15 protein-coding genes, 1 pseudogene and 1 other annotated feature are annotated in these 25,749 nt (G+C 42.2%); all 16 genes and pseudogenes read right to left on the bottom strand.

The features are described 5' to 3' along the window. The 16 genes and pseudogenes from RUMTOR_RS07625 to purM all read right to left on the bottom strand — a co-directional run bounded on the left by RUMTOR_RS07625 (position 1) and on the right by purM (position 25,741). Positions 1 to 1,306: pseudogene (locus RUMTOR_RS07625) on the bottom strand (bifunctional folylpolyglutamate synthase/dihydrofolate synthase). Next, positions 1,303 to 3,501: an LTA synthase family protein gene (locus tag RUMTOR_RS07630; RefSeq protein ID WP_009243591.1), complete on the bottom strand. Its 2,199-nt coding sequence runs from the start codon at positions 3,499 to 3,501 to the stop codon at positions 1,303 to 1,305. The pseudogene RUMTOR_RS07625 and the gene RUMTOR_RS07630 overlap by 4 nt, the downstream one beginning before the upstream one ends. Then, positions 3,494 to 6,139 carry a valine--tRNA ligase gene (locus RUMTOR_RS07635; protein ID WP_004846750.1) on the bottom strand — a complete coding sequence of 882 codons (2,646 nt, stop codon included), beginning with the start codon at positions 6,137 to 6,139 and terminating at the stop codon, positions 3,494 to 3,496. The genes RUMTOR_RS07630 and RUMTOR_RS07635 overlap by 8 nt, the downstream gene beginning before the upstream one ends. A 298-nt stretch (positions 6,140 to 6,437) precedes the next feature. After that, positions 6,438 to 6,712 (bottom strand) — a binding site (T-box leader). A gap of 667 nt (positions 6,713 to 7,379) precedes the next feature. Further along, positions 7,380 to 8,633, bottom strand: coding sequence for an IS4 family transposase (locus RUMTOR_RS07645; protein ID WP_009242193.1), 1,254 nt, complete (start codon positions 8,631 to 8,633; stop codon positions 7,380 to 7,382). A 303-nt stretch (positions 8,634 to 8,936) separates the two neighbouring features. After that, positions 8,937 to 13,772, bottom strand: a complete 4,836-nt coding sequence (locus tag RUMTOR_RS07650) for an InlB B-repeat-containing protein (RefSeq protein ID WP_004846752.1) — start codon at positions 13,770 to 13,772, stop codon at positions 8,937 to 8,939. Between the two features lie 310 nt (positions 13,773 to 14,082). Beyond that, positions 14,083 to 14,895: a glucosaminidase domain-containing protein gene (locus RUMTOR_RS07655; RefSeq protein ID WP_004846754.1), complete on the bottom strand. Its 813-nt coding sequence runs from the start codon at positions 14,893 to 14,895 to the stop codon at positions 14,083 to 14,085. Positions 14,896 to 15,032: 137 nt separating this feature from the next. Further along, entirely contained in the window at positions 15,033 to 15,779 is a 747-nt protein-coding gene (locus RUMTOR_RS07660; protein WP_004846756.1) for an SDR family NAD(P)-dependent oxidoreductase, read from the bottom strand. Positions 15,780 to 16,000: 221 nt separating this feature from the next. Next, complete coding sequence (locus RUMTOR_RS07665) at positions 16,001 to 16,936, bottom strand: N-acetylglucosamine kinase (protein WP_009243599.1); 936 nt, start codon at positions 16,934 to 16,936, stop codon at positions 16,001 to 16,003. Further along, on the bottom strand, positions 16,936 to 18,159 hold the full coding sequence (locus RUMTOR_RS07670; protein ID WP_004846760.1) for an AGE family epimerase/isomerase: 1,224 nt from the start codon (positions 18,157 to 18,159) through the stop codon (positions 16,936 to 16,938). The genes RUMTOR_RS07665 and RUMTOR_RS07670 overlap by 1 nt, the downstream gene beginning before the upstream one ends. 9 nt (positions 18,160 to 18,168) lie before the next feature. After that, a complete protein-coding gene (locus RUMTOR_RS07675) occupies positions 18,169 to 19,317 on the bottom strand; it encodes an ROK family transcriptional regulator (RefSeq protein ID WP_009320100.1) in 1,149 nt (382 codons plus the stop codon). Between the two features lie 20 nt (positions 19,318 to 19,337). Then, positions 19,338 to 20,162 (bottom strand): carbohydrate ABC transporter permease, encoded by an 825-nt coding sequence (locus RUMTOR_RS07680; protein ID WP_004846763.1) that lies wholly within the window; start codon positions 20,160 to 20,162, stop codon positions 19,338 to 19,340. Positions 20,163 to 20,166: 4 nt separating this feature from the next. Further along, positions 20,167 to 21,033, bottom strand: coding sequence for a carbohydrate ABC transporter permease (locus RUMTOR_RS07685; RefSeq protein WP_004846765.1), 867 nt, complete (start codon positions 21,031 to 21,033; stop codon positions 20,167 to 20,169). A 43-nt stretch (positions 21,034 to 21,076) separates the two neighbouring features. Further along, entirely contained in the window at positions 21,077 to 22,405 is a 1,329-nt protein-coding gene (locus RUMTOR_RS07690; RefSeq protein WP_009243601.1) for an ABC transporter substrate-binding protein, read from the bottom strand. A gap of 306 nt (positions 22,406 to 22,711) precedes the next feature. Beyond that, a complete protein-coding gene (gene purD / locus RUMTOR_RS07695) occupies positions 22,712 to 23,998 on the bottom strand; it encodes a phosphoribosylamine--glycine ligase (RefSeq protein ID WP_004846769.1) in 1,287 nt (428 codons plus the stop codon). A 94-nt stretch (positions 23,999 to 24,092) separates the two neighbouring features. Then, entirely contained in the window at positions 24,093 to 24,722 is a 630-nt protein-coding gene (gene purN / locus RUMTOR_RS07700) for a phosphoribosylglycinamide formyltransferase (protein WP_004846771.1), read from the bottom strand. Further along, on the bottom strand, positions 24,716 to 25,741 hold the full coding sequence (purM, locus tag RUMTOR_RS07705) for a phosphoribosylformylglycinamidine cyclo-ligase (RefSeq protein ID WP_004846773.1): 1,026 nt from the start codon (positions 25,739 to 25,741) through the stop codon (positions 24,716 to 24,718). The genes purN and purM overlap by 7 nt, the downstream gene beginning before the upstream one ends. Positions 25,742 to 25,749: the final 8 nt, after the last annotated feature.

The raw sequence follows: 25,749 nt of genomic DNA on the forward strand, positions 1-25,749 counted from the left end.
TTATCTACCTCCCCGAATCTGGTTTTCCCTGCTGCCGAGATACCCCTCGATCATTCCGGTCAGATACAGCGACCCAAGACAGTATACATTGCCGCCTCTTCTGCTGCTCACCGCATATTCAAAAGCATCCTTCACCGAACCGATCACACGGACGGGTTTGTCGGTGTACTTCCGAAAAACTACTCCCAGTTCGTCCGCCCGCGTCCCCCTCGCGTCTTCAATCTGCGTCACGATATAGCATGCCGCCTCTGTATGCTCACAGAGATATTTTATCATTTCTTCATAGTCTTTATCCCGAACCGCGGAAAACAAAACCGCATCTGCAAACCCGGCCTTTTCCACTGTCTCTGCAAACGCCTTGACCGCGCTTATGTTATGTGCTCCATCCACATATACTCCGGGCAGAACTTCTTCCATCCTTCCGCGCCATCTCACCGCCTCAAGAGCCTCTTTCCATAAATGCGGATGTCCGTTTTCTCCGAACAGACCACGCATCACCTCCATCGCAAGCAATGCGTTATGCGGCTGGTACAAACCGATATTGTTCAATTTCCACGTGGTAGTTCCATAATAATCATTCAAACATGAAAATGCAATATGTTTGTCTTCGATTCCAAGAATTTCGTACGCATCTTTCCCTATTTTTTTACAGAAACTTCCGCGCTTTTTTGCTTCTTTTTCAATTACCGAATCGCTTTCTCCCGTCGTCTGCGCATAATATACGGGAACATGAGGCTTGATAATGCCCGCTTTTTCAGATGCGATCTTCTCCAACGTATCTCCGAGATACTGTTCATGATCAAAACCGATCGAAGTGATCACTGATGCCGCCGGAGATTCCACGGCGTTCGTCGCGTCAAGCCTTCCCCCCAGTCCTGTCTCAAGAACGGCATATTCCACGCCGCTTTCTGCAAATGCAAGCACCGCCATACCGAAAAGGAACTCGAAAAAAGTAGGATGAGAAAGCCCTGCTTCTTTCATCTTGTCCACTGCCTGCATCGTTTCTTCAAATACTTCGAGAAATCTTTCATCCGAAATCATCTGTCCGTCTATAACGATCCTCTCGTTGATCTTTACAAGATGGGGAGACGTAAAAAGCCCCGTTCGTTTCTGTTCCGAACGGAGCATTCCGTCCAGATACGCGCACACAGAACCTTTTCCGTTTGTTCCCGCCACATGGATGATCCTCATTTTCCGCTGAGGATCTCCGAGCGTTTTCAGAAAAGCTTTCGTGTGTGCCGCATCATTTTTTTTTTGTAAATTTGGGAATGTCCAGTATATAGTCTACTGCTTCACTGTATGTCATTTTTCTTTTTCTTCCTTCTCAACGACAAACGCCTGTCTGCCGTTTTCCGGCGCATCTTTTTCCGGCGGCATCTCGGTCAGCGTTCCGGCGTTATACTTATACGTCTTCGTCGTCCGAAACGTCGTATTGCTCGATCCGACCTGCGCTACCATGATCGTGTCTCCGTCGGAAAGTTTTGACTCTTTCAGATCCAGACGGGTGTTATTTAAAAACGTCGTCTTTTGCTTTTCCCCGTTAATAAATACTTTACTTTGTTTCGTAAAATTCTCTCCGTAAATACTGTATGTTTTATTATATTGTTCTGTCACCTGTGAGATCACGGCGTCTTTTACGCCCATATACATATGGCCTTCTTTCATCGGAGAGCCTTCTTCTGCGTAAACGTACTGATCGCCGTACATGATATCGTACTGCAGCAGTTCCAGGTCTGCCAGATAATTTTTCGTATGGCGGCGCTGCTGATGATAGTTGAATACTGTTCCGGCATGGATATCCAGTCTTTCAAACACATCTGCCATCACCTGATATGCCGCTACGTTTCCGTCCTTTTTCTCTAACCCGATGTTATCCCATATAACATAATTTGTATTGTACAGATATCTGCTCTTTAGGTCTTTTGCTTCCAGATTCATCGTCGGAAGATGATCGCCGTAGAACACAAGTACAGTCGGCTCGTTTCTTTCCTCCACGGCGCGTACGAGATCTCCGGCAAATTCATCCATTGCATGGACAAGATTTACATAATATTCCCATGCATTTCTTTCGCCTTCATCTTCCACGCCGCTTACAACGATCTCCGGATCTTCCAACACTTTTTCTGTCGGATACTCTCCGTGACCTTCTACGCTGACTGTAAACACAAAGTCCTGCCCTTCGGTCGTATCCATAGACTCCATAATATTCGGAACGAGAATATCGTCTGTCGCCCATCCTTTCGGCGTTGTCTGGAGTATATTCATAAACTCCTTACTTGTGTAATGATCAAATCCCATGTTGTTAAATACCTGGGCGCGGCTGTAGAAATTTCCTCCGTTATTATGAAGAGCTTCGGCGCCGTATCCAAGCCCTTTAAGGGCAGACGCCGCGCTCTCTAACGTACGAGTCTTTGCATATGTTTTATATGGGTATTCTCCCGGTCCGAAGAAACGCATACTCATTCCTGTGAGAACTTCAAATTCTGTGTTTGCCGTTCCCGCGCCGACTGACGGCACTTTAAAGTATCCGCTTGAATATTCGCTGAACATTTTTCTCAAATTCGGGATCGGATCTTCGGAGAAGCGAAGCCACTCTACCTCTGTCGGATCGAAAAACGACTCAAGCTGTACGAAAATAATATTCGGACGCTGTTCTTCCGATCTTCCCGTCGAACTTTTCGTCAGTTTTTCTTCTTCGTTGATCTTCTCCATCGTCTCTTTGCCATATCCTGTCGGCTCGTTGATCCCTGTATTAAACAAACTTGCCGAGAAGCAATACGGAAATCCATAATCTTCATATGCAAACGCAATGTTTCCGAAGTAATTAGAAATGACACGTTTGTCAATCGCCAGATTTGTCAGCGCCATACAGCCGACAAAGGAAGCGACAACTCCGCCAAGCGCGATCCAGCGGTGCATCTTTCCTGTGTACTGTCCGCCCCGTTTCCACATCGAAACGACCCATACGATCAAAGCGGTCACACCGATAATGATCATAATAAGCTCAAACGTGTTAAAATAATTTCCCGTCAACTCCAATGCGTCTGAAAGGACTTTCAAATCTTGTGCATTAAAGGGGGTTACACGCTTCGTCAGCAGATATCCGTTGCAGATTCCCAAAAACAGCCAGAACACGCTGAGCAATATTCTTGTAAACACACGCCTTCGCACCAGATAAACGATCGTAAATGTAACGAATATCATGCATGAATTATACAAAAACACAAGCGGCGTTTTTGTAAGATACGCCCACGCCTCTCCAAACGAAAGTCTTGAGATGACTTCGATGAAAAAGTTAATGATACATGCAAGCAGAAACTGAAGCGGAACAGACAGCCGGTTCATCCACTTATAAACCGGCTGCATCTTCTTGGCGAACTTTCCATTGCGCCGTTTTTCCAAGATCATCTGCCTGCGTTCTTTCCTCTTTTTAAAGTGTTCCTTAATATCTTCTTTTTTCAGATTTCTGACTTTTGTAAAAAAACCTTTTATATTAGCCAAGACCTACCATTCTCTCCTTTACTTGTGCGAGCATCTGCTCGTATTTCTCGAGTTTGTCCCTCTCTTCCTGAACTTTTGCCTCCGGAGCTTTGCTTACGAACTTCTCGTTTGCAAGCATTCCTTTCGCACGTTTGATCTCTTTGTTCAGTCTCTCTTCTTCCTTTGTAAGTCTCTCTTTTTCCTGCTCGAAATCCACAAGATCCTCAAGCGGCAGATATACGACCGCATCAGGAACTACGATGGATACCGCATTGTCCTCTATTCCCTCTTTTGTGCTCTGCACGATGATGTCGGACGCCAACATAAGCGGCATTACCGACTGTTTAAATCCTTCAATCGCTTTTGTCAGTTCTTCTTTTTCGCTGACGATGAATACGTTTGTTTTACGGTTGTTCGGAACGTCCATCTCCGCACGGATGTTTCGGATGCCTCTTGTCACCGCTTTCACGCGTTCCATGACAAACTCATCCTGCGCAAAATTCCACTCTTCTTTGTATTTCGGCCACTCGGACATCATAAGCGACTCTTCCTCCGGAACGAGCGCCCCGTAAATCTCTTCTGTTATAAACGGCATAAACGGGTGAAGCAGTTTCAATCCCTGAGCCAACACAGTTTTCAATACCCAGAGAGCGCAGTTTGCGGCCTCCGGAGCTTCCTCTTTGTGGTAAATACGGAATTTTGCCATCTCTACATACCAGTCGCAGAACTCATCCCATATAAAGTCATATACTTTCTGAACCGCAATACCAAGCTCAAATTTGTCCATATTGTCCGTCACGTCTTTTGCAAGCGTATTCGCAGCCGATAAGATCCATCTGTCTGCCGGAGTAAACAGATCATGAGACGGTTCGTCAATAATATTTTCATCCATATTCATCATAATGAAACGGGATGCGTTCCATACTTTATTGGCAAAGTTACGGCTTGCCTCAACTCTCTCATTATAGAAACGCATGTCATTTCCCGGTGCATTTCCGGTAACAAGAGTCAGACGAAGTGCGTCCGCGCCGTACTTGTCGATGATCTCCAGCGGATCGATTCCGTTTCCTAAAGACTTACTCATCTTTCGGCCTTGTGAATCTCTTACAAGTCCGTGGATCAGTACTGTGTGGAACGGAGATTTTCCTGTATGCTCATATCCTGAGAATACCATACGGATCACCCAGAAAAAAATGATGTCGTATCCTGTCACAAGCACGTCTGTCGGATAGAAGTAATCAAGATCTTCCGTCTTATCAGGCCAGCCGAGTGTAGAGAACGGCCAGAGCGCTGATGAAAACCATGTATCAAGCGTATCTTCATCCTGTGTAAAATGCGTGCATCCGCAATGCGGGCATTTCTCCGGAGCGTGTCTGTCTACGACAAATTCTCCGCATTCGTCACAGTAATATGCCGGAATTCTGTGTCCCCACCAGATCTGTCTGGAAATACACCAGTCTTTGATATTTTCAAGCCAGTGAAGATAAATCTTATCGAAACGTTCAGGCACAAATTTTAATTCTCCGCTTTTGAGCGCCTCGATCGCCGGTTTTGCAAGCTCTTCCATCTTCACGAACCACTGCTGTTTGATGAGCGGCTCAACTGTCGTACCGCATCGGTCGTGTGTTCCGACTGCATGTGTATGCGGAACAACTTTCACGAGATATCCCTGCTCTTCAAGATCTTTTACGATTGCCTTTCTCGCCTCATAGCGTTCCATACCTGCGTATTTTCCGCCCTTTTCATTGATCGTAGCGTCATCGTTCATTACATTGATCTCTTCCAGATCATGACGTTTTCCTACTTCAAAGTCATTCGGGTCATGTGCCGGAGTGATCTTTACCGCTCCTGTTCCGAACTCTTTGTCTACATAGTAATCCGCCACGATCGGGATCTCTCTGTTTACAAGCGGAAGGATCACGTTTTTGCCGATAATATCCTGATATCTCTCGTCATCAGGATGTACCGCGATCGCCGTATCTCCAAGAAGCGTCTCCGGACGCGTTGTCGCGATCTCAAGGAAACGGTCTGTTCCTACGATCGGATATTTGATATGCCAGAAATGTCCTTCCTGCTCTTCATGCTCTACCTCTGCATCTGAAAGAGATGTCTTACATTTCGGACACCAGTTGATGATCCTTGATCCTTTGTAAATATATCCTTTTTCATATAATTTGATAAATACTTCTTCAACCGCTTTCGAGCATCCCTCATCCATCGTAAAACGCTCTCTGTCCCAGTCGCAGGAAATACCGAGCTTCTTAAGCTGATTCTCGATTGTTCCGGCATACTCTTCTTTCCACTGCCATGTACGCTCAAGGAATCCTTCCCGTCCAAGTTCTTTCTTATCAATACCTTCTTCTTTGAGCTGATTCGTAACTTTTACTTCTGTAGAGATAGCCGCATGGTCCGTTCCCGGAATCCATAACGCATTGTAGCCTTCCATTCTCTTATAACGGATCAGGATATCCTGCAATGTGTTGTCAAGCGCATGACCCATATGAAGTTTTCCGGTAATGTTCGGAGGCGGCATCACCGTTGTAAACGGTTTTCTGCTCCTGTCAACCTCAGCGTGAAAATATTTGTTTTCACACCACTTCTCATATAATTTTTCTTCGATCGCTTTCGGATCATATGTCTTTGCCAGTTCTTTGCTCATTCTTTTTTCCTTTCTTTGCTTTCCCTCATTTTATTGAACAAAGTGAGCAAGCCCACTTCAACTCTCCGCCCCTCATAAGTGAGGGGCTTGGCACTTTGCACGCGCCAAAATTTCGGACAAACCCGACTTTGACCAGCCGCCGATACTCAAAACAGTCCACCGGACTGTTTTATCGCATGCTTGGCAACAATCACCGGAAGTGCCAAACGGCACATTCCGGGATTGTAAGCGGTCGCCAAGGTCTCGGGCAAGCCCGGACTTTGGCTCGTCGCCTATACAAAAAACGCCCTTTACATCTGTAAAGGGCGAATTCTCCGCGGTACCACCTTATTTCATATATGCTGTCACACATATATCTCTCACATTCTATAACGGGAACTACTCCGGGATAACCTACTTCAATCGTTCAATCATCCGGTTCAGAAGCTACCTTCCATCATCCTTTTTCCGAAACTGCCTTTCAGCCGGATCTTCTTCATCTTTTGCTCAATCTCCTGCAAAGCTTCCTTAAATTCTCCGGGCAGTTCTCTCTGGCGGTTGGAATAATGTACTCCTCTTCATCAATACCTTTACCTTAAAATAACTACCACATACTATAGACATAAGCGCCGTATTTGTCAAGATTTTTAGAGAATCTTAAGACTTTAACGCAACAGTTCAGCCATATAGTGTTCGGGAAGCACAAAACATGCTTGCATGTTTTTGCGAGCGGACATCTGTATGTGCTGAGCGCCTTTTTATGAGTAAAACAGTGGCGGCAGCCACAATAAGCACGCAGTGCGGTTTTACGAATGGCGCGGGCGGAACTGTTGCTCTCAACCAAGCCTGCCATACAGTGTTCGGGAAGCACAAAACATGCTTGCATGTTTTTGCGAGCGGACATCTGTATGTGCTGAGCGCCTTTTTATGAGTAAAACAGTGGCGGCAGCCACAATAAGCACGCAGTGCGGTTTTACGAATGGCGCGGGCGGAACTGTTGCTCTCAACCAAGCCTGCCATACAGTGTTCGGGAAGCACAAAACATGCTTGCATGTTTTTGCGAGCGGACATCTGTATGTGCCGAGCGCCAGTCGCCCCCCCCCCCCACCCGTAAAACGGGCAATGTCGTTAACTTAAGAGTATTTGTTAAAAAAAGCTGTATGCTAATAAAGTGATTGGATTTATTGTTACAAATAATCGCATCACAAATAGGACTGCTGATTTTTTTAACAGTCCGATAGCCTTTTGGTTATGTTTTTATTTAAATACAGCTTTTCATATGGCTGTAATATCTCCGACGTGTATGTTTTCGGTATCTACCAAACTTTCTATCAGGGCGGATAATGGGACATGTTTTGGAAGCTTCTTCCACTATCCGGCATATCATCTCGTAACATATGGACAAGGGCGACCGCAAAAGGTGTACGATACAGTTTTTTATACGGTTTAATATATAACTACGGTTAGCCTGGTAAGCATGCCTATTATTGATAGACACAATGATTTTTGAATCTGATTCCGACTTTATAACCGCAACTAGATTGGATAAATACATTGCTGCAAAGAACTCCTGTTGGATACTGGCAGGCTTAATGCTGTTAAAGGCTTCTATTTCAAGCCTGTTCTTAAGTTCTCTATATTTGCTTTCAACTCCCCAACGAAACTGGTATAAATCTGGAAAGTTCTCCTTAGCTATCTGCTCGGGCATCAGATTTGTCACTAGATATTCTGTGCTGCCGTCTTCCAATAAAAAGTGAATGCTCCTTAAAGTAAGGGATTCTTTATTACAAGAAGCAGGATATGTAAACAAAGCATCTTCCTGTTCCGATATAGCTTTCTTAAACGTCTTTGGCACACGCATAAGAAACAGAATTCCTTTGGAGTTTAGATAGTGAAACATGTCTTCGGAAGGATATCCTCTGTCAAAAAGTATGATACTGTTTGGAAACCTAGGTAAAAAATCTACATGAGCTTTAGCCGATTCCCGTTCATTGTAACGATAGGGATGAAGAGAAACGTCAATCAGAATATCGTTTATTACATCATAAAGAACGGATGCGGAAGCAAGAGGCGATATGATTTTTGTCTTGTTTGGGTTACCTCCAAACACTTCATAATTCTCTTTTGATTCCGGAATCTGTATCGTACTTCCGTCAACGGCATAAATATGGAAACCATTCCAAGTGCGTAAATTTACTGGTTGAAAATAGAATTGTTTCACAGAAAGACGGAATAATTCAAGAAATGCTTTATGAGAAATACCCTGTCTTGCCTTTGAAATTGCCTGTTTTGATACAAATATTGGAAGATCAGATGGAAAATTTTCTAAAAATCGGGCATAGTTTATAGGAATGGATTTATGAACCGACTGGAGCACAAAATAAATCAAGTTAGAAAAAGAAAGCTTTCCAGAACGTGTAAAAGCATTACCTATACGATGCCTTGTCAAGAAATCTTCTGATGTAATAAGGTCATTGGAAGATTGTAAAATGGATGTTAAAAGTTTTGTATTCATAAAATCACCTCGCATTGAAAAAGTAATCAACGCAAGGCAACATTTTTTTCGCATTTTATCAAGTGCTTTTAGACATTTTTATTTTATATTTTTGATATATCTTAAGTTGATGACATTGCCCGCATAGCAGGTGGATTTTAGTCTCAAATAACTGCACACCACGCACTTATTTGAGACAGGCTAAAGCCTAATATGTAAAAACGACGCTGATCCGTAAAATAGATCAGCGCCGTCTCACTGTTTTAAATCTTTATTTTTTCATTCTGATTTCAAATTATTCTCATCAGTTTGAATATCCGGCGATTAGTCTTCTTTTTTCCGAAGAACTGTAACTGCCGCTCCTGCCGCTAATGCTAATCCTGCAAGCGGAATGATCGGTGATACGCCGTTGTCTCCTGTCTGAATTGCTTTATCCTCATCTTTCGGATCCTCCGGTTTTGGAGTTTCAGGTTTCGGATCTGCCGCTACTTTTTCAAAGTTTGCTTTCAATGTTACATCTCTGTCCACTTTAAATGCATACTCTGCTTTATCGGAAACTTCCTTACCGTCTACTGTCCAGTTCACGAACTTGTATCCGTCTTTTGCCGTTGCAGTTGCCGTTACGACATCTCCTGCTTTATAGCTTTCTTTTGCAGGATCAAGTTTTACTGTTCCCATCTTGTCGTCGTTTACAGTTACGTTCAGCTTGAATGTATCTTCTGTTACCGGCGGTTTCGGCTCTTCTTTCGCTTTGAAGTTCGCTGTCAGTTCCATATCCTTTTCTACAGCAAACTCGTACGCTGCAGAATCGGAGAATACTTTACCTTCCGATGTCCAGTTTACAAACTCATATCCTTCTTTTGCTTCTGCGATCACGATTACTGTATCGCCTTTTGCATAGTTTTCTTTCACCGGATCGACCGCTACAGTTCCCATCTTGTCGTCATTTGCTTTTACTTTTACTGTAAATGTTTCTTCTACAGGATCTTTTGCTTTGAAGTTCGCCTTAAGCTCCATGTCTTTGTCAACTGTAAACTTGTACTCTGCTTTCTTAGAAACTTCTTCATTGCCTACTGTCCAGTTTACGAACTCATACTTGCTTTCGTCTTTTACTTTCGCAGTTGCCGTTACTTCTGTTCCTTCTTTGTACTTATCAGCTTCCGGACTAAGCTTTGCCGTACCCATCGCTTCATCGTTTACTGTTGCCGTTACTGTGTATGTCTTTTCTACAGGCGGCTGCGGCTCTTCTTTTGCTTTGAAGTTCGCTTTAAGCTCCATGTCTTTGTCAACTGTAAACTTGTACTCTGCCTTCTTAGAAACTTCTTCATCGCCTACTGTCCAGTTTACGAACTCATATTTGCTTTCGTCTTTTACTTTCGCAGTTGCCGTTACTTCTGTTCCTTCTTTGTACTTATCAACTTCCGGGCTAAGCTTTGCCGTACCCATCGCTTCATCATTTACTGTTGCCGTTACTGTGTACTCTTTTACTTCAGGAACGTCTTTTACCACCGTGATCTTATAGTTTATTCCTTCTGATGCCGCTACAGTTACTGTTCCTTCTTTCACACCTGTTACTACGTTTCCGGCAGATGCTTTGTAGAAGCTCCATCCGTTATCATCACTCGGATAAGCTGCAACTTTATTATTATTTCCTGCCCAGTTGTTCAGATAATAATTATTTGCCGAAACAGAGAATCCTCCGTTTGCTCTTGCTCTGATCGTCAATACCTGCTCTGCATCCTTCAGTTCCACATTATTTCCAGAAATATTAATGTATTTGCCTGACGCGGCATCTTTCATCGTATAGCCTTCGCCTGATTTGGTAAGCGTCCACATAAAGTCTTTCGCAGTCTCATCATTATTAAAGTTGACCGCTTTCATTCCAAGACCTTTTTCAGAACCTGCTGCTGTACTTACCGTATTCAGCATGATATGACTATTATTTCCGAATAAATATGTTCCTTCTGTGATTTCTGAAATTGCTTTGTAAGGCGGCATGTTCTCACGTTTTTCCAAACTTACGATACCGTCTTTTGTCACTTCGGATTCATTTAAAATCTTGCCCGGTACGTTATATGTCTCGCCGATCTTGATTGTTACTTCTTCCACATCATTTTTCACGAAGATGAAGTATGTCTTGTTACCGATCTTCACAGATGTTTTGCCTTCTGCTTTTCCGGTAATTGTGATATCTGTCTTAGCACCGATTGTCTCATCTTCATACATTTTGCCTGTTACCTTCGCAACATAGCTATATTTTTCATTTCCCGTTGCCGGATTCAACAAATAGTAATTATTGCCTTCTACAGTTGCCTTCATAGCGATCAAGTATTGACCACCGTTCTCAATTTCTGAGAGTTCACTGATTTTTGTATATCCTGGGATCTCACTATCAACTACATTGTCATCTTTTCGATAAAGTTCAAAATCACATTTGCCTTTACTATCTACAGAACCATTTCTATCGAAATGGAATTTACTTGCATCATCTTTCCAAAAATACAAATATTTGCTGTTTGAAGCGTCTTCTGCCTGCTGTAACGTAAATGCTTCTCCATTTTTAGCAACCGTAATAACCGCCTCTGTCTCGACAAGTGGTCTGTTAGCTCCTGATGATGATTTTGGTCCGAGATAAACCTTTTTCCCATCCTCTGTTACTGCTGTGATCTTATACTGGTTTTCTGTTCCCTCCTGTTTATCAAACGTAAACAGGCATTTACTGATCTTCTTCTCACCGCCATTATCAAACTGTGCATTAGTTCCAAGCGCTACCGAAGCCTCTTCTTTTATCGGGATATTTTCTTCAACTACTTTTGCAACATGATTAAAATTACTGCTTGCAGCAGATGGATTTACCGCATAATAAGTTCCATCATCCGCCTTTGCCGTAATTAAATATTTCGTACCGCTTGTAAGTTGAGAAATATCTGTCACTTTCTCATACCCCGGCATTCCCAGATCATTTTTTGCACCTGGCGCCGCTTTCCATAATTCCATATGACACTGTGCCACATCACTGCTGTATCTGTCAAAGTGCAGCTTAGAAGTATCGCCCTTCCAGAAATAAAGATATGCACCGCCTGTTCCTTCTGTCATATCTTTTAAAGATACCGTTCCATCCTCATGTGACTCTAATAAAATTTCTGTCTCTGTCTCTGTGCTTACACACTGTGACGGTGCTTTTTTATGGTTCACATATACTTTCTTATCTCCAGCCTGTGCGGAAATTTTATATGTATTTTCTTTATTTGCCACACTCTCAAATGTAAACATGCAGTTATCCAAGGAGACTTTCTCTCCATTAAAATTCGCCTGTGCAGTTGCAAGCTGTGCTTTTACCTGTTTCTCAACTGCCTGTGCATCCTCTCCTACCAATGTCACATCTGCAATATTTTTATCAAGACCGTCTAATGTGCTGTCACTGTAATTTCCTGTCTTGTCTGTATATGTTTTCGTATCTCCTACACGAAGATCTACGATCTCATAATCTTTTTCATCTGTTACGATTACATCGACTGTCGTCTTTTCACCTTCAGACTCAACTGTTACAGTCGCTTTTTCCATTCCTGTTACTGTTTTAGATGTCAATGTCACTTCGCCGTCAGCATATGCTGCTGTTACTGCGTTTTCATTGTCAGAAGAAACTTCCACTTTTGCGCCATCTTTTAAGCCGTTTACTGTCAGTTTTTTCGATATATCAGATGTCATTGTAACATCTGCCACAGTACCGTTTTCGTCTGTGCACCAGATATTTCCGATTGCTGCGCCTTTTGCAACGTCTTCAATATCAAAATCTTCATACGTAATCACAGTTCCGTCACTCTCATAAAGAAGACCGATCGTTCCGTCAGGAAGAATTGTCAGACAAGAGTATGCGTAATATGCAGATCCGTTAATGCTGTAGTTATATTTCCAGTCAAGTGTTCCGTCATCCTGCACTAAGCCTACGAAAATCTTTCCCGCCGCACGTCCCGATGAAGACGATGGAGTTGCAAACAAGATTGCTGTTTTACCATCAATTTTCTTCGGATATGTAATTGCTGTCAACTGACAATTCAGCCAGTAACTAATCCCCATATTTTTTTGCGTTGACCATGTTTCTCCAAAATCATCCGATGTATAATATCCGCCATGGCGAGTAAACATATACAATTTTCCATCTGCCTCAGTTACAACTGCTTCTGAACTCCATCCAGATACAGACTTTCCTCTTTCCCACGTCTTACCGCCATCATCCGAATAAATAGCCACGCTATTTTTATCTGAACCTGTAAATTCATATGCCGTAAATAAGATCCTGCCTTTAGAAGTAACCATACCTCGTCCCGGTCCTACTAAAAGAGACTGCTCATGATCTTTTCTCATATTGACAATCGTAGGTACAGACCACGTTGCTCCTGCATCTTCCGATGTTGTCAGGTACAAATAATCTGTCGGCCATACCTGAAACGGCGAATCAGCTTCAAACAGATTCGCATCTACATCTTTCCCTTTAATATTAAAATAAGCGTCAACTGTATAACCTTCTACGATTGCGTCATTCGCATCTTTAATCACATATGCAGAATCAGATTCTTTCTTATCATTCTTTTCCAAATGATATGTATAGTTAGCTTCATTCTGACGATCATTTACCCAACAATTCTGCCATTTCCTTGCGTCTGCCAGAAGAATATTTCCGTTCTCATCATGACTTTTACCTGCGACCGGTGCATGACTCGCGCCATTCAGCGCATATCCTGCCGGAAAAAGGTCTGCAATCATGTACACCTTTTCTCCGTCCGTTGCCATGGCAGGATCGATAAACGCTGTAGAATTGTTATTATGCGTGTTCCCGTTATCACCAAGGTAATTAGCAAACGTATAGTGCCATGTCTTTCCTTTGTCTGTCGAACGGGATACGATCGTATCCAGTCCACCACCGTCTAAACTCGTATTCCATCTGGCATCGCAGCCGGCTACCAATGTGCCGTCATCAAGAGATACAAGACACGGAATTCTAAACCTTGTACTTCCTCCCGTTCCACTCCAGAATGGCTGTTCTTTCGTTGTTCCGTCTTGGGGCTTCACGCCATCTGCCGCCATAACTGTTCCCGGCACACTACTGACCGTTAAAACCGCGGCAAGCAGAAGCGCTAAAGCCCTTCCTCTTTTTTTCATACTTTTTCCCTCCGTTTATTTTTAGGCTCATGTCAATCCCCCCGAAGTGCCAAAAGGCATATTCCGGGATTGTAAGCGATCGCCAAGTTCTCGGCGAACTCAGACTTTGGCTTATCGCCATTACAAAAAAGAAAAACCGTATTAAACCATCTACGATTTTCCATTTTACACCTTATTTTAAATTATACTATTCGCCATATTGTTTTTCAATGAGATTGCCCTTGACAAAACCACTGAATTTTTCGTGCTAAACAACAGTGTTTCCCTTCAATTTTTTGTGTATTTTACACAATTTTAGCTAACAATATTTCTATTTCTTCATATCGTGGATCATTCGGACGATATCATATCCGTAGTTATCTCCCGTTGCCCAGCCAAGCCCTTCAGGATTTTCCTGCTGCCCCAGCCATTCCACATATGGAGCCGTTCCTTTTTTTACATACTCATACCGATCATCTACACACTTCCCATTCAAAGGGTCTGCTGTGGCATATGCTTTCAGATGTTGAATCTGCGCCCTGATCCCGGTCCGCACATCAGGATAAGAGTTCCCGGGCACACCCCCGCCTGTTGTACCTAATCCCGCAAAATTAAACTGTTCGACAGAAGCATCTCCGCCATACTGCAAAAATCCCGTTTCTTTCATCGTCTGCACAAAAGCAACTTCCGGACGAACGCCTTCTGCCACCGCTTCATCATAATACATCCTGCAAAACACTTCTATAGACTCTGCTCCACCTTTGGAAAGAGCTTCTTTCGGATAAGGTTTTCCTGCCGTCTGAAAATAATCTACCATCTCATCAACTGTTACGCGGCTGTTTCCCATAATCGGATACTGTCCGTCAGCGATCGTTTCCTGTGATTCTTCAGCATTTCCCGCTGTATTTTGAGCGTTGTTTTCCCTTTGGTCTTTCACTTCATTTTTCTCTTGATCATTTCCTTTGTTTTTTTCGTAAACTTCCGCTTCTCCTTGTACAGCCGCTTCCTGCTTATTCTTGTCCTTCTCATGTGCCTGCGAAGAGAGCCGCCCTGATACTGATGCCAGTGCAATCGTTAAAACAAGAAGTACCGCCAGACCCGCTTCCATATATAATTTCATTTTCCGCTCATTTTGACGCGCCATATATTCACCATCCCAGAAATTTAAAATATCTCAACGGAACAACTTCCGCTGAGATATTATATTAGCACATGTTCAAATATATGAAAAGGAATCCCTTCCCGGTAAATTATTTTGCAAACAATATTGCAACGCCATATTTACGCGCGCGCCATTCCATCTACACTAAGAACTACGCCTGTAATATAGGACGCTTCATCAGATGCAAGAAATACAAATGCATTTGCAATGTCTTCCGGCTGTCCGAGTCTGCGAAGCGGAATCTGTGCGATCATCGGCTCGATCACGTTTTTCGGAACGGCTTTCATCATGTCTGTTTCCGTAATTCCCGGAGCAACTGCATTGACACGGATTCCTTTTGGCCCAAGCTCTCTTGCCAGAGAGATCGTCGTACCGTTTACCGCAAACTTAGACGCCGGATAAGCAAATCCGCTCGGCTGACCGGAAATACTTACCATTGAAGACGTATTCAGGACAACCCCGCTGTGATTTTTAATCATTCCGTCAACTACCGCGCGTGTTGCGTTAAATACACCTTTTACATTCAGATCGATCACACGATCAAAATCAGCTTCTGTATAAGATGTAAACGGAGTGCTCTCGGAAACCCCCGCATTATTCACCAAAATATCAATACGTCCGAACTGTTTCTCTACTTTATCAAATTCTTCTTTCACACTTTCAAAACTTCCGAGGTTCGGACTGATCCCTACCACTTCTGCATCCGGATGAATCGCTTTTAACTTCTCGACTGCCGCTTCCGCGTTTTTTTCACTGCTCGCCGCAACAGCAACTTTCGCACCCTCTCTTAAAAATGCATCTGCTGTCGCAAATCCGATTCCACGGCTTCCTCCTGTAATAATCGCTACTTTATCTTTTAATCTCATAAATCGTTCCTCCTGTTTTTCTCTTGTTTTTATGTGTCGATCTTACTCTCTTATAATTTTCATTGCACATTATATAAGTATAATAACACATAATAGAAATTATGTCTGTGATTTTATCACCAAATAAAAATATCCGGCAAAATAATTATAAACATAATATAAAATAAAAGAGAATATCTCGCAGCAAAAAATCGCAATCTGCCGCGGATATTCTCTTTTTCTTATTCTAAGCCTGCTTTTATTCGTGATAAAAATTCACCGTCTCTGCTATATTCTCTCGCCGCCAAAAGCGCCGCTCCCTGTACAGGCGAATATTTAGGAGGACAAAGACAAATTCCATTTTCCTCGAGCTTCCGCACCAGTGGCTTTAATATAAAATCTCCTGCATGAAACAATCCACCTGAATAAGATACGATCGTGTCTCCCGAAAATTCCAGTTTTCTATAAACAGCGCCTATGATCAGCGCTAATTCTTCTGCCGCAGCCTCATACAAACGTATTGCTTCTTCATCTCCTTGCATCGCTGCCTGTAAAAGCAATTTTTGAAGTTCAGCTGTTTTTGTACGATTATTTTTATACACTTCATCAAAAATGTCTATAAGGTCAAAGTCATTTTTTAAATTAAAATTGTATCGGAAAATCTCGAGTAACTTTCCTTTTTTTACCCTTCCGTCACTCTCTTTTGAAAACAGCTCCAACGCTTTCTTTCCCAACCAATAACAAGAGCCTTCATCAGAAAAACCATCATCCCATCCGCCCGCACGAGCTTCTGTGCCAAACTTATTTTGTCCATAAGCGATCGAACCTGTTCCTGCCACAAGATTGATCCCCTCTTCTAATCCCAAAGATCCTGCCCATCCCGCGGCGCTGTCGTTTACAATTTTCATCGGCCTATCTGTAATTTTGTCAATCCGGCATAAAAAGCGTTCATCATTTACTCTTGATTCTCCCCAATTCGGAAAGGCAAGACATATATAGGCATCATTCCCGTCTAATATTTGATTTATATTTTCTCTCAGTAATTCTGTCACATAATCCATTCCAACGTGCTTATAAGAAATAGTTCCTATCTTGCGCTGTGCAATCGTTTTTCCGTTTTCATCTAACAGTAAAAAATCAGTTTTTGTTCCCCCTCCGTCAATCCCCAGAAAATACACTATACCGCCTCCATTTCCGAAAATGCTTCTAATGTAAACACAAGCGCTCTCACAAGATGAAACGCACATTTCCACGGTGTTCCTTTTGCACTGTTTTTTACGGTTCCGTCATATTCCAGTCGTTCAAACCACTCTTTATATTGTGAATCAAAAAACTTTTCTTTACAATAATTATGCTGATCTAAAAATTCTTGAAGAAAATAACTGTCTTTCGTATAGCAATACGCCTGTGCATAAGCTGTCAACGCCTCTGCATTCGGCCACCATACTTTTTCATTCCATAAAGAGTTCGTTTCTTTAAACCAGTCGATCGGGCGAGGTGTTTCCCCCAATGCGTCTGCATATGAAATAATTCCACCATACTCTTCATCTTTTCCGACGGCATTTGCCCAACGGGCAATCTGTATACCGCGCATAGTAATCTGCTTGTCTTCCAGCAATACTCCTGCCTTCATAAGAAACCATGCTGATTCATGCATATGTCCCGGATTAATAAAGCGGCCTTTGTCTGACTCAATATCAATTTTATTTTCTCTTGTAACCGCTTCAAACACTACGTTATATTCATCATTTGCAAACCAGTTAGCAATCTTATCGACACATTCATTCAAAAGTTTTTTTGTAACATCCGTCCCCAATACTTCCGCACATGTTTCCGTTGTAGACAGACATGTCAGATACATGTCATGCCATATAAAAACCGGGCTCCATGTATTTTCATATATTTCTTTAAACCATGGATCAAATACATTTTTTTCCATCGTTTCATAACAAGTTTTTAAAAGTTCCATATTTTCCGGCGTTCTTACTTCTTCTATTTTAAGGTATTCTGCCACCCCCTGCAAAACATGAAAATCAGAAAATATTGAGATTGTACCTTCCAAAACATTCCCTTTTCTGTCCAATACATAATTCCATCTTCCATCGCCCGCATACCCATATTTTACAAGAAATGAAAAACCATGCTTTGCATTTTCCAACCACTCCTTCTTTTTGCGTACTTTGTTATAAAGCAGTGAATATATATATAGCTGACGCCCTTGAAACCAAATATATTTCTTATCATCTGTCATCTTTCCTTCTCTGTCAAAACAAGTAATATATCCGCCGTATTCTTTATCTATGCACCTCCGATCCCAAAATGGCATCACATCTTCTAAAATATGTTTTTCATAATAAGATACCAGTCTTTCTTTCAGTAATATGTCCATATATGCCTCCATATCATTCTCCTATGATTTCCAGAGCATAATGATCTGCTCTTCCGCATAATCCAATGCAACTTTTATCCCACCTATGATCGGAGCATCTGCGCCTAACTTTGAAGTTACGACTTCAGGAACAAACGGACAAACTTTTTCTAATATTTTCTTGATCTCAACAATATTTTCCTCTGTAAAAATTTCTGAATCTCCGCCTAATATCACCATCTCAGAGTTTAACATCAATACGGTATTGGCGATGACAACGGCGATTTTTCTTATAATTTTTTTCACAATGGCATCTGCCGCCTCATCACCTTGTTCAGCTCGCAAAATAAGATCTGACAAGCCGTTTTTTTCACCGCATTCTGAGAAAATATTTTGACACACCTTTTTTTCAAATCGTCCGGGACATACAAACTCATCTGTCATCTCTTCCAATGATTCTAGATAATAACCTAATTCTCCCGCCGCCATATTATTTCCTTTTAGAAGATATCCGTCCACAATCGCCCTTGCCGCAAAGCCTTCTCCGTATTTTATGTAAACAATATTCGTCTGTTTTTTTCCTACGCCTCTTTCACGTTCTCCGATCAGCGCCAATTCAACGTCATTTACAATAATCGCTTCTACATTATATTTCTGTAAAATATGCTCTTTCAAATCGACATTTTTCCATTCCGGCAAATATGTTCCAAAGAGATCGTTTAAATCATTCTGGCCTGTCAGCGCAGGAACACCTACTGCGATCACAATCACATCTACATCCTTTTTTCGCTTTTCAAGCAACTCGTCTATCGCAGAATCCAACTGCCCGAGAACCTCGTCCACTCCGTTTTCTACTATGATCTCCTTTTCTGTCCACTGCTGAACTTCACCGTACAGATCTGCAATACCTGCACGAACTTTTTTAGGCATCAATTCAACCGAAATCACATAATAAAGGTCTCCTTTATAACTTAATTGTCTCGGCTTTCTTCCCAAGCTCGTATCGTCACAGCCGTTTTCATATACAATCCCGTTTTCGATCAAGGCCGCTACATTATTACTTACCGCCGGTGCACTTAAATGCATCCTTTTTGAAATTTCCTGTCTGGAAATTCCATCATATACTTTTATCAGCCGTAAGATCATTAGTTTATTTCGATCTCCTATATCTGTCGGATTATAGATTTTCAAAGCATATCCCCCTTTATTTCTTACTCTTTGACCGAACCTGCCAACATACCTTCAACAAGATATTTCTGCGCAAATATATATATCAACACGATCGGCACTGTCGCAATAACCAACCCTGCCATAATAACAGGTATATTTAATGTGAAACGTCCTTTAAATAAAGTAATCCCTACCATTAAGGTTCGCAATTCTTCTTTCTGAAGAAAAACAAGCGAAATCAACAGCTCGTTCCATACCCATACAAGATTTACAAGTGATGAAGTAATAAGCGCCGGAACGCTCAGCGGAATCATAATCTTTGTCAACGCCTTCCGCTTACTGCACCCGTCAATCTCCGCTGCCTCTAACAAAGAATCCGGTACTGTTTTCATGAAATTTCTCATCAAATATATCGTCATAGGCAACATAATTCCTATATATATTAATATCACAGAAACACGTGTATTTACCAGACCCAATATTTTAATAATCCGGAACTGCGGTATAATCATAACAACCGGAGGAACAGACATCAGCGGAACGATCATGTTGAACAACACTTTTTTCCCTTTAAACCTCATCTTTGCAAAGGCATATCCTGCCAGCAGTGCAATGATTCCCGTAATAAAAACCGCTGCAACTGTAAGAATCAAACTATTCATAAACCATTGTCCGAACGGTTTTCCCCGGAAAGCTTCCACAAAGTTTTGTACTGTAAATGTTTGCGGAAGGCCTGCCATATTATTGACATATTCTTCATGCGTTTTAAACGAATTCGCTGTCATAAAATATAACGGAAAGATAATAACGACCACAAGTAAAATCATCAATAGCTGGGAGACTATTCCTCCTCTTTTTCGTTTCATTCTTTCACTCCTCTTTTCTCATAACAATCTGATGTATTACAATCAATATTGCCGCAATAGCAAGAAGTACTACGCTGATCGCCATTGCAATATTGAAATCACCACCGCCAAACGCTTTCTTATAAATCAAATATTCCAACACAAGCGTCTTATTTCCCGGGCCGCCTGCCGTCATGACATAAATGAAATTAAACACCCAACTCAACATTTCAATAAGAGTGATGATCACATAAAATTCAATAATCGATTTTGTCTGCGGCACGGTAATGTGCATAAATTTCTGAAACCATGTAGCTCCGTCTACATCAGCCGATTCATACAATGTTTTATCTATTGACATCATTCTCGCCAAAAACAAAACAACTCCGAAACCGATCTGCTTCCACATAATAACTATTGCCACACTCGGGAATGCCAAATTCGGATCTCCCAACCAATCCAACGCCATATTCTCCAACCCGATTGTCCGCAAAATAGAATTGATAACTCCGTTGTACTGCAGTAAATATGAAAATACAATGCCCACAACCGGAATTGCCAGTATGTACGGAATAAAAATAACGCTTCTGTAAAACCTCCACCCTCTGATTTTGTTATATAAAATTGATGCAATGGCAAGTGAAAGCACTGTCAATATCGGAACGCATAAAAATAATTTCAAGTTGTTCTTCAACGCAGTCAGCAAAAGTTCGTCTTCAAATGCCATCTTATAATTTCTCAGACCTACAAAAACACTCTCATTTGCAAAGGTCGTATAGAAGCTTTGGATAATAACATAAATAATCGGAATTACAATTACAACCGCCAAAATGATAAAGGTTGGTAATATATAGAAATACGGCGTGAACTTTTTCATCCTGTTCGTTTTCATATCAATCCCTTCCTTTGAAACAGAGGCTTTCCTCTTTTCAGAACTATTCTTCTACACTCCATTCTAAAAACGCATCATGAACCTCAGGATTTTGTTCCATACATTTCCCGAGTGCCTCATCTAATTCCACCGCTGCATCCTTTGGCGCTAACCCTTCTGAAAACATCTTCTGTACCGTCGGAATCAGACCATCTGTTTCAAACATAGGTGCAAAATACAACTGATAACAAAAATTATTGTCTTCTTTCTGCCATTCCAAAACTTTTCTGTCAATTTCGCTGGATACCCAGCTTTCATCAAAGTTATTATTCGGCATCATCGCATTTGCCGATTCATACAGATATTTAATATTATCTTCTTCCTGTAAAAACAATAAGAAGTCTGCCGCCTCTTCTTTATGTTTCGCACTGTTTGGTATTACATATACCTGACTCGGAGTTGCAACTGAATCCGCAAATTTTCCGGTTCCGAATACTGGCGCTTTTGCAAAACCGATCTGATCTGACCCTAATGATTTTTCCAATGATACCGCATACGGCTGTGTATGAAGTGTCATTGCCGCTTTTTTGCTTTCGATCAACTGCTGCCCCTGATATAAGTCTAATGAAAGTATATCTTCGTTAATATATCCGGCTTCTTTCAGCTCTGCAATTTTTTCCAGCCATTCAGAGTATTTTTTATCTGTAAAGCTTTCTTGTCCACTCATAAGGGAAATCATATCATTCACGCTGTCCATATTTTGCTGTCCCAAAAAAATCCCGATCCACGCCGGTAAATATCCGTCTTTTAACCCCATTCCTAACGGCGTAATTCCTGATGATTTTAATTTCTCACAACACTCTAAAAATTCATCCCATGTAGTAAACGGATTTTCCGGATCTACTCCGGCAGTACGCATTGCTTCTTTATCATAGGCAATCCCATATGTAAATCCATATGCCGGGATTCCCCATTGTTTCCCGTTCCAATTCGTCTGAGCCAATGCCGACTTCGGAATAACCGAGAGTTCTTCTTCAGAAATATAGTCACTAATCGGAGCTACGTTTCCTTTCCAAACATCTTCCATTGCCTGAGTTCCGCCCCACATATATTGAATATCCGGACCTTCCCCTGCCGCCTCTGCCGTACGAAATGCCGTATACAGATTATCACTTTCCTGAAGAACAGCTTCCACTTTAATATCAGGGTTCTTTTTTTCATACCGTTTTACCATCTCTTCCATATACGCCTTATATCCCGGCACTTCTTGTTCTCCCCAATACCAAACGCTCAAAGTTGTTTTCCCTGTACCTTTCGCATCGTCGCTCTTTCCACATCCAAAAAGCAAAGATACGACCAACGCCGCAATCAACACCACAGAAATCTTTTTCATACTTTTCTCCTTTCTTTTATTTAAGTACATTTATTAATTTAATTAAATAATATCATAAAATATATATTTGTCAATATTTGTCTGAATATTTATGTATTATTTTATGTTTTTCTGTTTTGCATTGTTTTGTACTGTTTTTTTTCTGATTAATTCCGGGTGGAGGATTCAAAAGATAGTATAGCTATATCATAAGCAAGATTCCTATTTTGAAAACCATATACAAAAAACTATCCCCCTTACTATCATTTTCTAAATAGTAAGGGGGATTGCAGTCATTCTGAATATGGATTTTCTTTTATTTTTGCATTACTGACCGTCAGAAAAAGCTTCATCTATCGCTTTTCCGATATCATTACGCTTATATTTGTTTTTAAACTGTACCCATTCTGTCGCTGCGTAGGCATTTTTTCTTGCTTCTTTCAGATTAGCGCCTTTTGCAGTTACACCAAGCACACGGCCTCCGTTTGTCACGATGTTTCCGTCCTCAAATTTTGTTCCTGCATGGAAACAGTAATACCCTTCATGTTTACTGAATTCTTCAAGACCTGTGATAGGATAGCCTTTTTCGTACTGAACCGGATAGCCTTCAGATGCAAGCACAACGCACACGGCCGCATTATCTTCAAACTGAAGATCGATCTGATCCAGAGTTCCGTCCACACATGCTTCAACAACGTCCAAAATATCATTTTTCATACGCGGAAGCACAACCTGAGCCTCCGGATCTCCGAAGCGGGCGTTGTACTCCAACACTTTCGGTCCTTCTTCTGTAAGCATCAGACCGAAGAAAATAACGCCTTTAAACGGGCGGCCCTCTGCAGCCATAGCATCTACCGTTCTCTGGTAAATATATTTTTCACAAAATTCTTCTACTTCTTTTGTATAGAACGGACTTGGTGAAAATGTTCCCATTCCGCCTGTATTCAGCCCTGTATCACCGTCACCGGCACGTTTGTGATCCTGCGCGCTTGTCATCGTTTTGATCGTCTTTCCGTCTACAAATGAAAGAACAGATACTTCGCGACCTGTCATGAACTCTTCAATGACCATCTCGTTTCCGGCTGTGCCGAATTTTTTGTCAAGCATGATCGTCTTTACGCCTTCTTTTGCCTCTTCAAAATTCTGACAGATCAGCACTCCTTTACCAAGTGCAAGTCCGTCTGCCTTCAATACGATAGGGAACTTTGCATTCTCAAGATAGGCGATTGCTTCCTTTGGATCTGTAAAATTCTCATATCCTGCCGTAGGAATATCGTATTTTTTCATAAGATCTTTTGAAAACGCTTTTGATCCTTCCAAAATAGCGGCGTTTTTCTTTGGACCGAACGTACGGATTCCCGCATCTTCCAATACGTCCACAAGACCTCCGACAAGCGGATCATCCATTCCGACGATGCAAAGATCGATCTCTTTTTCTTTGGCAAATTCTGCCAGTTTTTCAAATTCCATTGCTCCGATGTCCACGCACTCTGCGTATTCTGCAATTCCCGCGTTTCCGGGCGCGCAGTATATCTTATCTGCTCTGGGACTTTTTGCCACACTTGCCGCAATGGCATGTTCTCTTCCGCCGCTTCCGACGATCAATATTTTCATGATAGATTCCTCCTGTCTGTACAAACCGTTTTACGTTCCGAAATGACCGCCCGGTTTTTTCGTCCCGGCGGTCATTTTTTAATGTTTCGACATTCTATAAATTTTCTATAAAAGCATGTCCGTTTTCAACATGCACTTTTCCGTTCGCGATCAAATGGATCGCTTCCGGAAGGATTTTCCACTCTGCCTGCTCCATCACTCTTCTTTGAAGCATCTCCGGTGTGTCACCCTGCTCAACTTCTACTGCTTTCTGCAGGATGATCGGGCCTGTATCGGTTCCTTCATCTACAAAATGAACGGTCGCGCCGACTACTTTAACACCTCTTGCAAGCGCTGCTTCATGCACTTTTAATCCATAATATCCTTTCCCGCAAAACGCCGGAATCAACGACGGGTGAATATTAATCATCCGGTTTCTGTAAGCCGCGATCATTTCCGGAGGGATAACAACAAGAAATCCTGCCAAAACGATCAGATCCGGTTCGTACTCGTTGACGGCTTCCAAAAGTTTTTCATTAAACACATCCCTGGATTCATAATCTTTCGGCGAGATACATTTTGCCGGGATGTGATTCTCTCTCGCCCGCTCAAGCGCATATGCATTCTTGTTATTGCTGATAACTCCGACGATCTTTGTATTCCTGATGACGCCGCCTTTTACGCCGTCAATGATCGCCTGCAGATTCGTACCTCCTCCGGATACGAGCACAACGACCTTTAGCATAAGTCTACTCCTTTTTCTCCCGCTTCGATGCGGCCGACTACATACGGCGCATCTCCTGCCGCTTTGATCGCTTCCAGAGTTTTCTCCACATCTGCCGGATCAACGGCAACGATCATTCCAAGTCCCATGTTAAACGTATTGTACATCATCTGCTCTTCGATATCGCCTTCTTTTGCAAGCATCTTGAAGATCGGCGGGATCGGATAACTGTCTTTTTCGATCACCGCTCGAGTACCGTCGATCAGCATACGCGGAACATTCTCATAGAAACCGCCGCCTGTAATATGGCTGCATGCTTTCACCGTTATTCCCGCTTCTTTAATACTCTTAAGCGCTTTCACATAAATTCTTGTCGGAGCGAGAAGCGCCTCTCCGAGAGTACATCCCAATTCATCGTAATATGTATCAAGAGATTCTTTTGTAATATCAAATACTTTTCTTACAAGTGAAAATCCGTTGCTGTGAACTCCCGTAGACGCCATTCCGATCAAAACGTCTCCGGCAGACAGATTTTCTCCTGTGATCATATCTTTTTTATCGCATACTCCTACCGCAAATCCGGCAAGATCGTACTCGTCTTCTGCCATAAGTCCCGGATGTTCCGCCGTTTCGCCTCCGATCAGCGCCGCTCCCGACTGAAGACATCCTTCTGCCACTCCGCTTACGATTGATGCGATCTTCTCAGGCTCATTCTTGCCGCATGCAATATAATCAAGGAAAAACAGTGGTTCTCCTCCCGCACAGGCAATATCATTCACACACATTGCCACAGCATCGATTCCGATCGTGTCATGCTTATCAAGCACCATCGACAGCTTCACTTTCGTTCCGCAGCCGTCTGTTCCCGACAGCAGTACCGGCTCTTCCATTTCTTTGATCTTATCAAGAGAAAATGCTCCCGAAAATCCTCCGAGTCCTCCGAACACTTCCGGACGCATCGTCTTTTTCACATGCTCTTTCATAAGTTCTACTGATCTGTAACCGGCCTCTATGTCAACTCCTGCTTTCTTATAATCCATACCACTTT

The sequence above is a fragment of the [Ruminococcus] torques ATCC 27756 genome (assembly GCF_000153925.1).
GTDB classification, from domain to species: domain Bacteria; phylum Bacillota; class Clostridia; order Lachnospirales; family Lachnospiraceae; genus Mediterraneibacter; species Mediterraneibacter torques.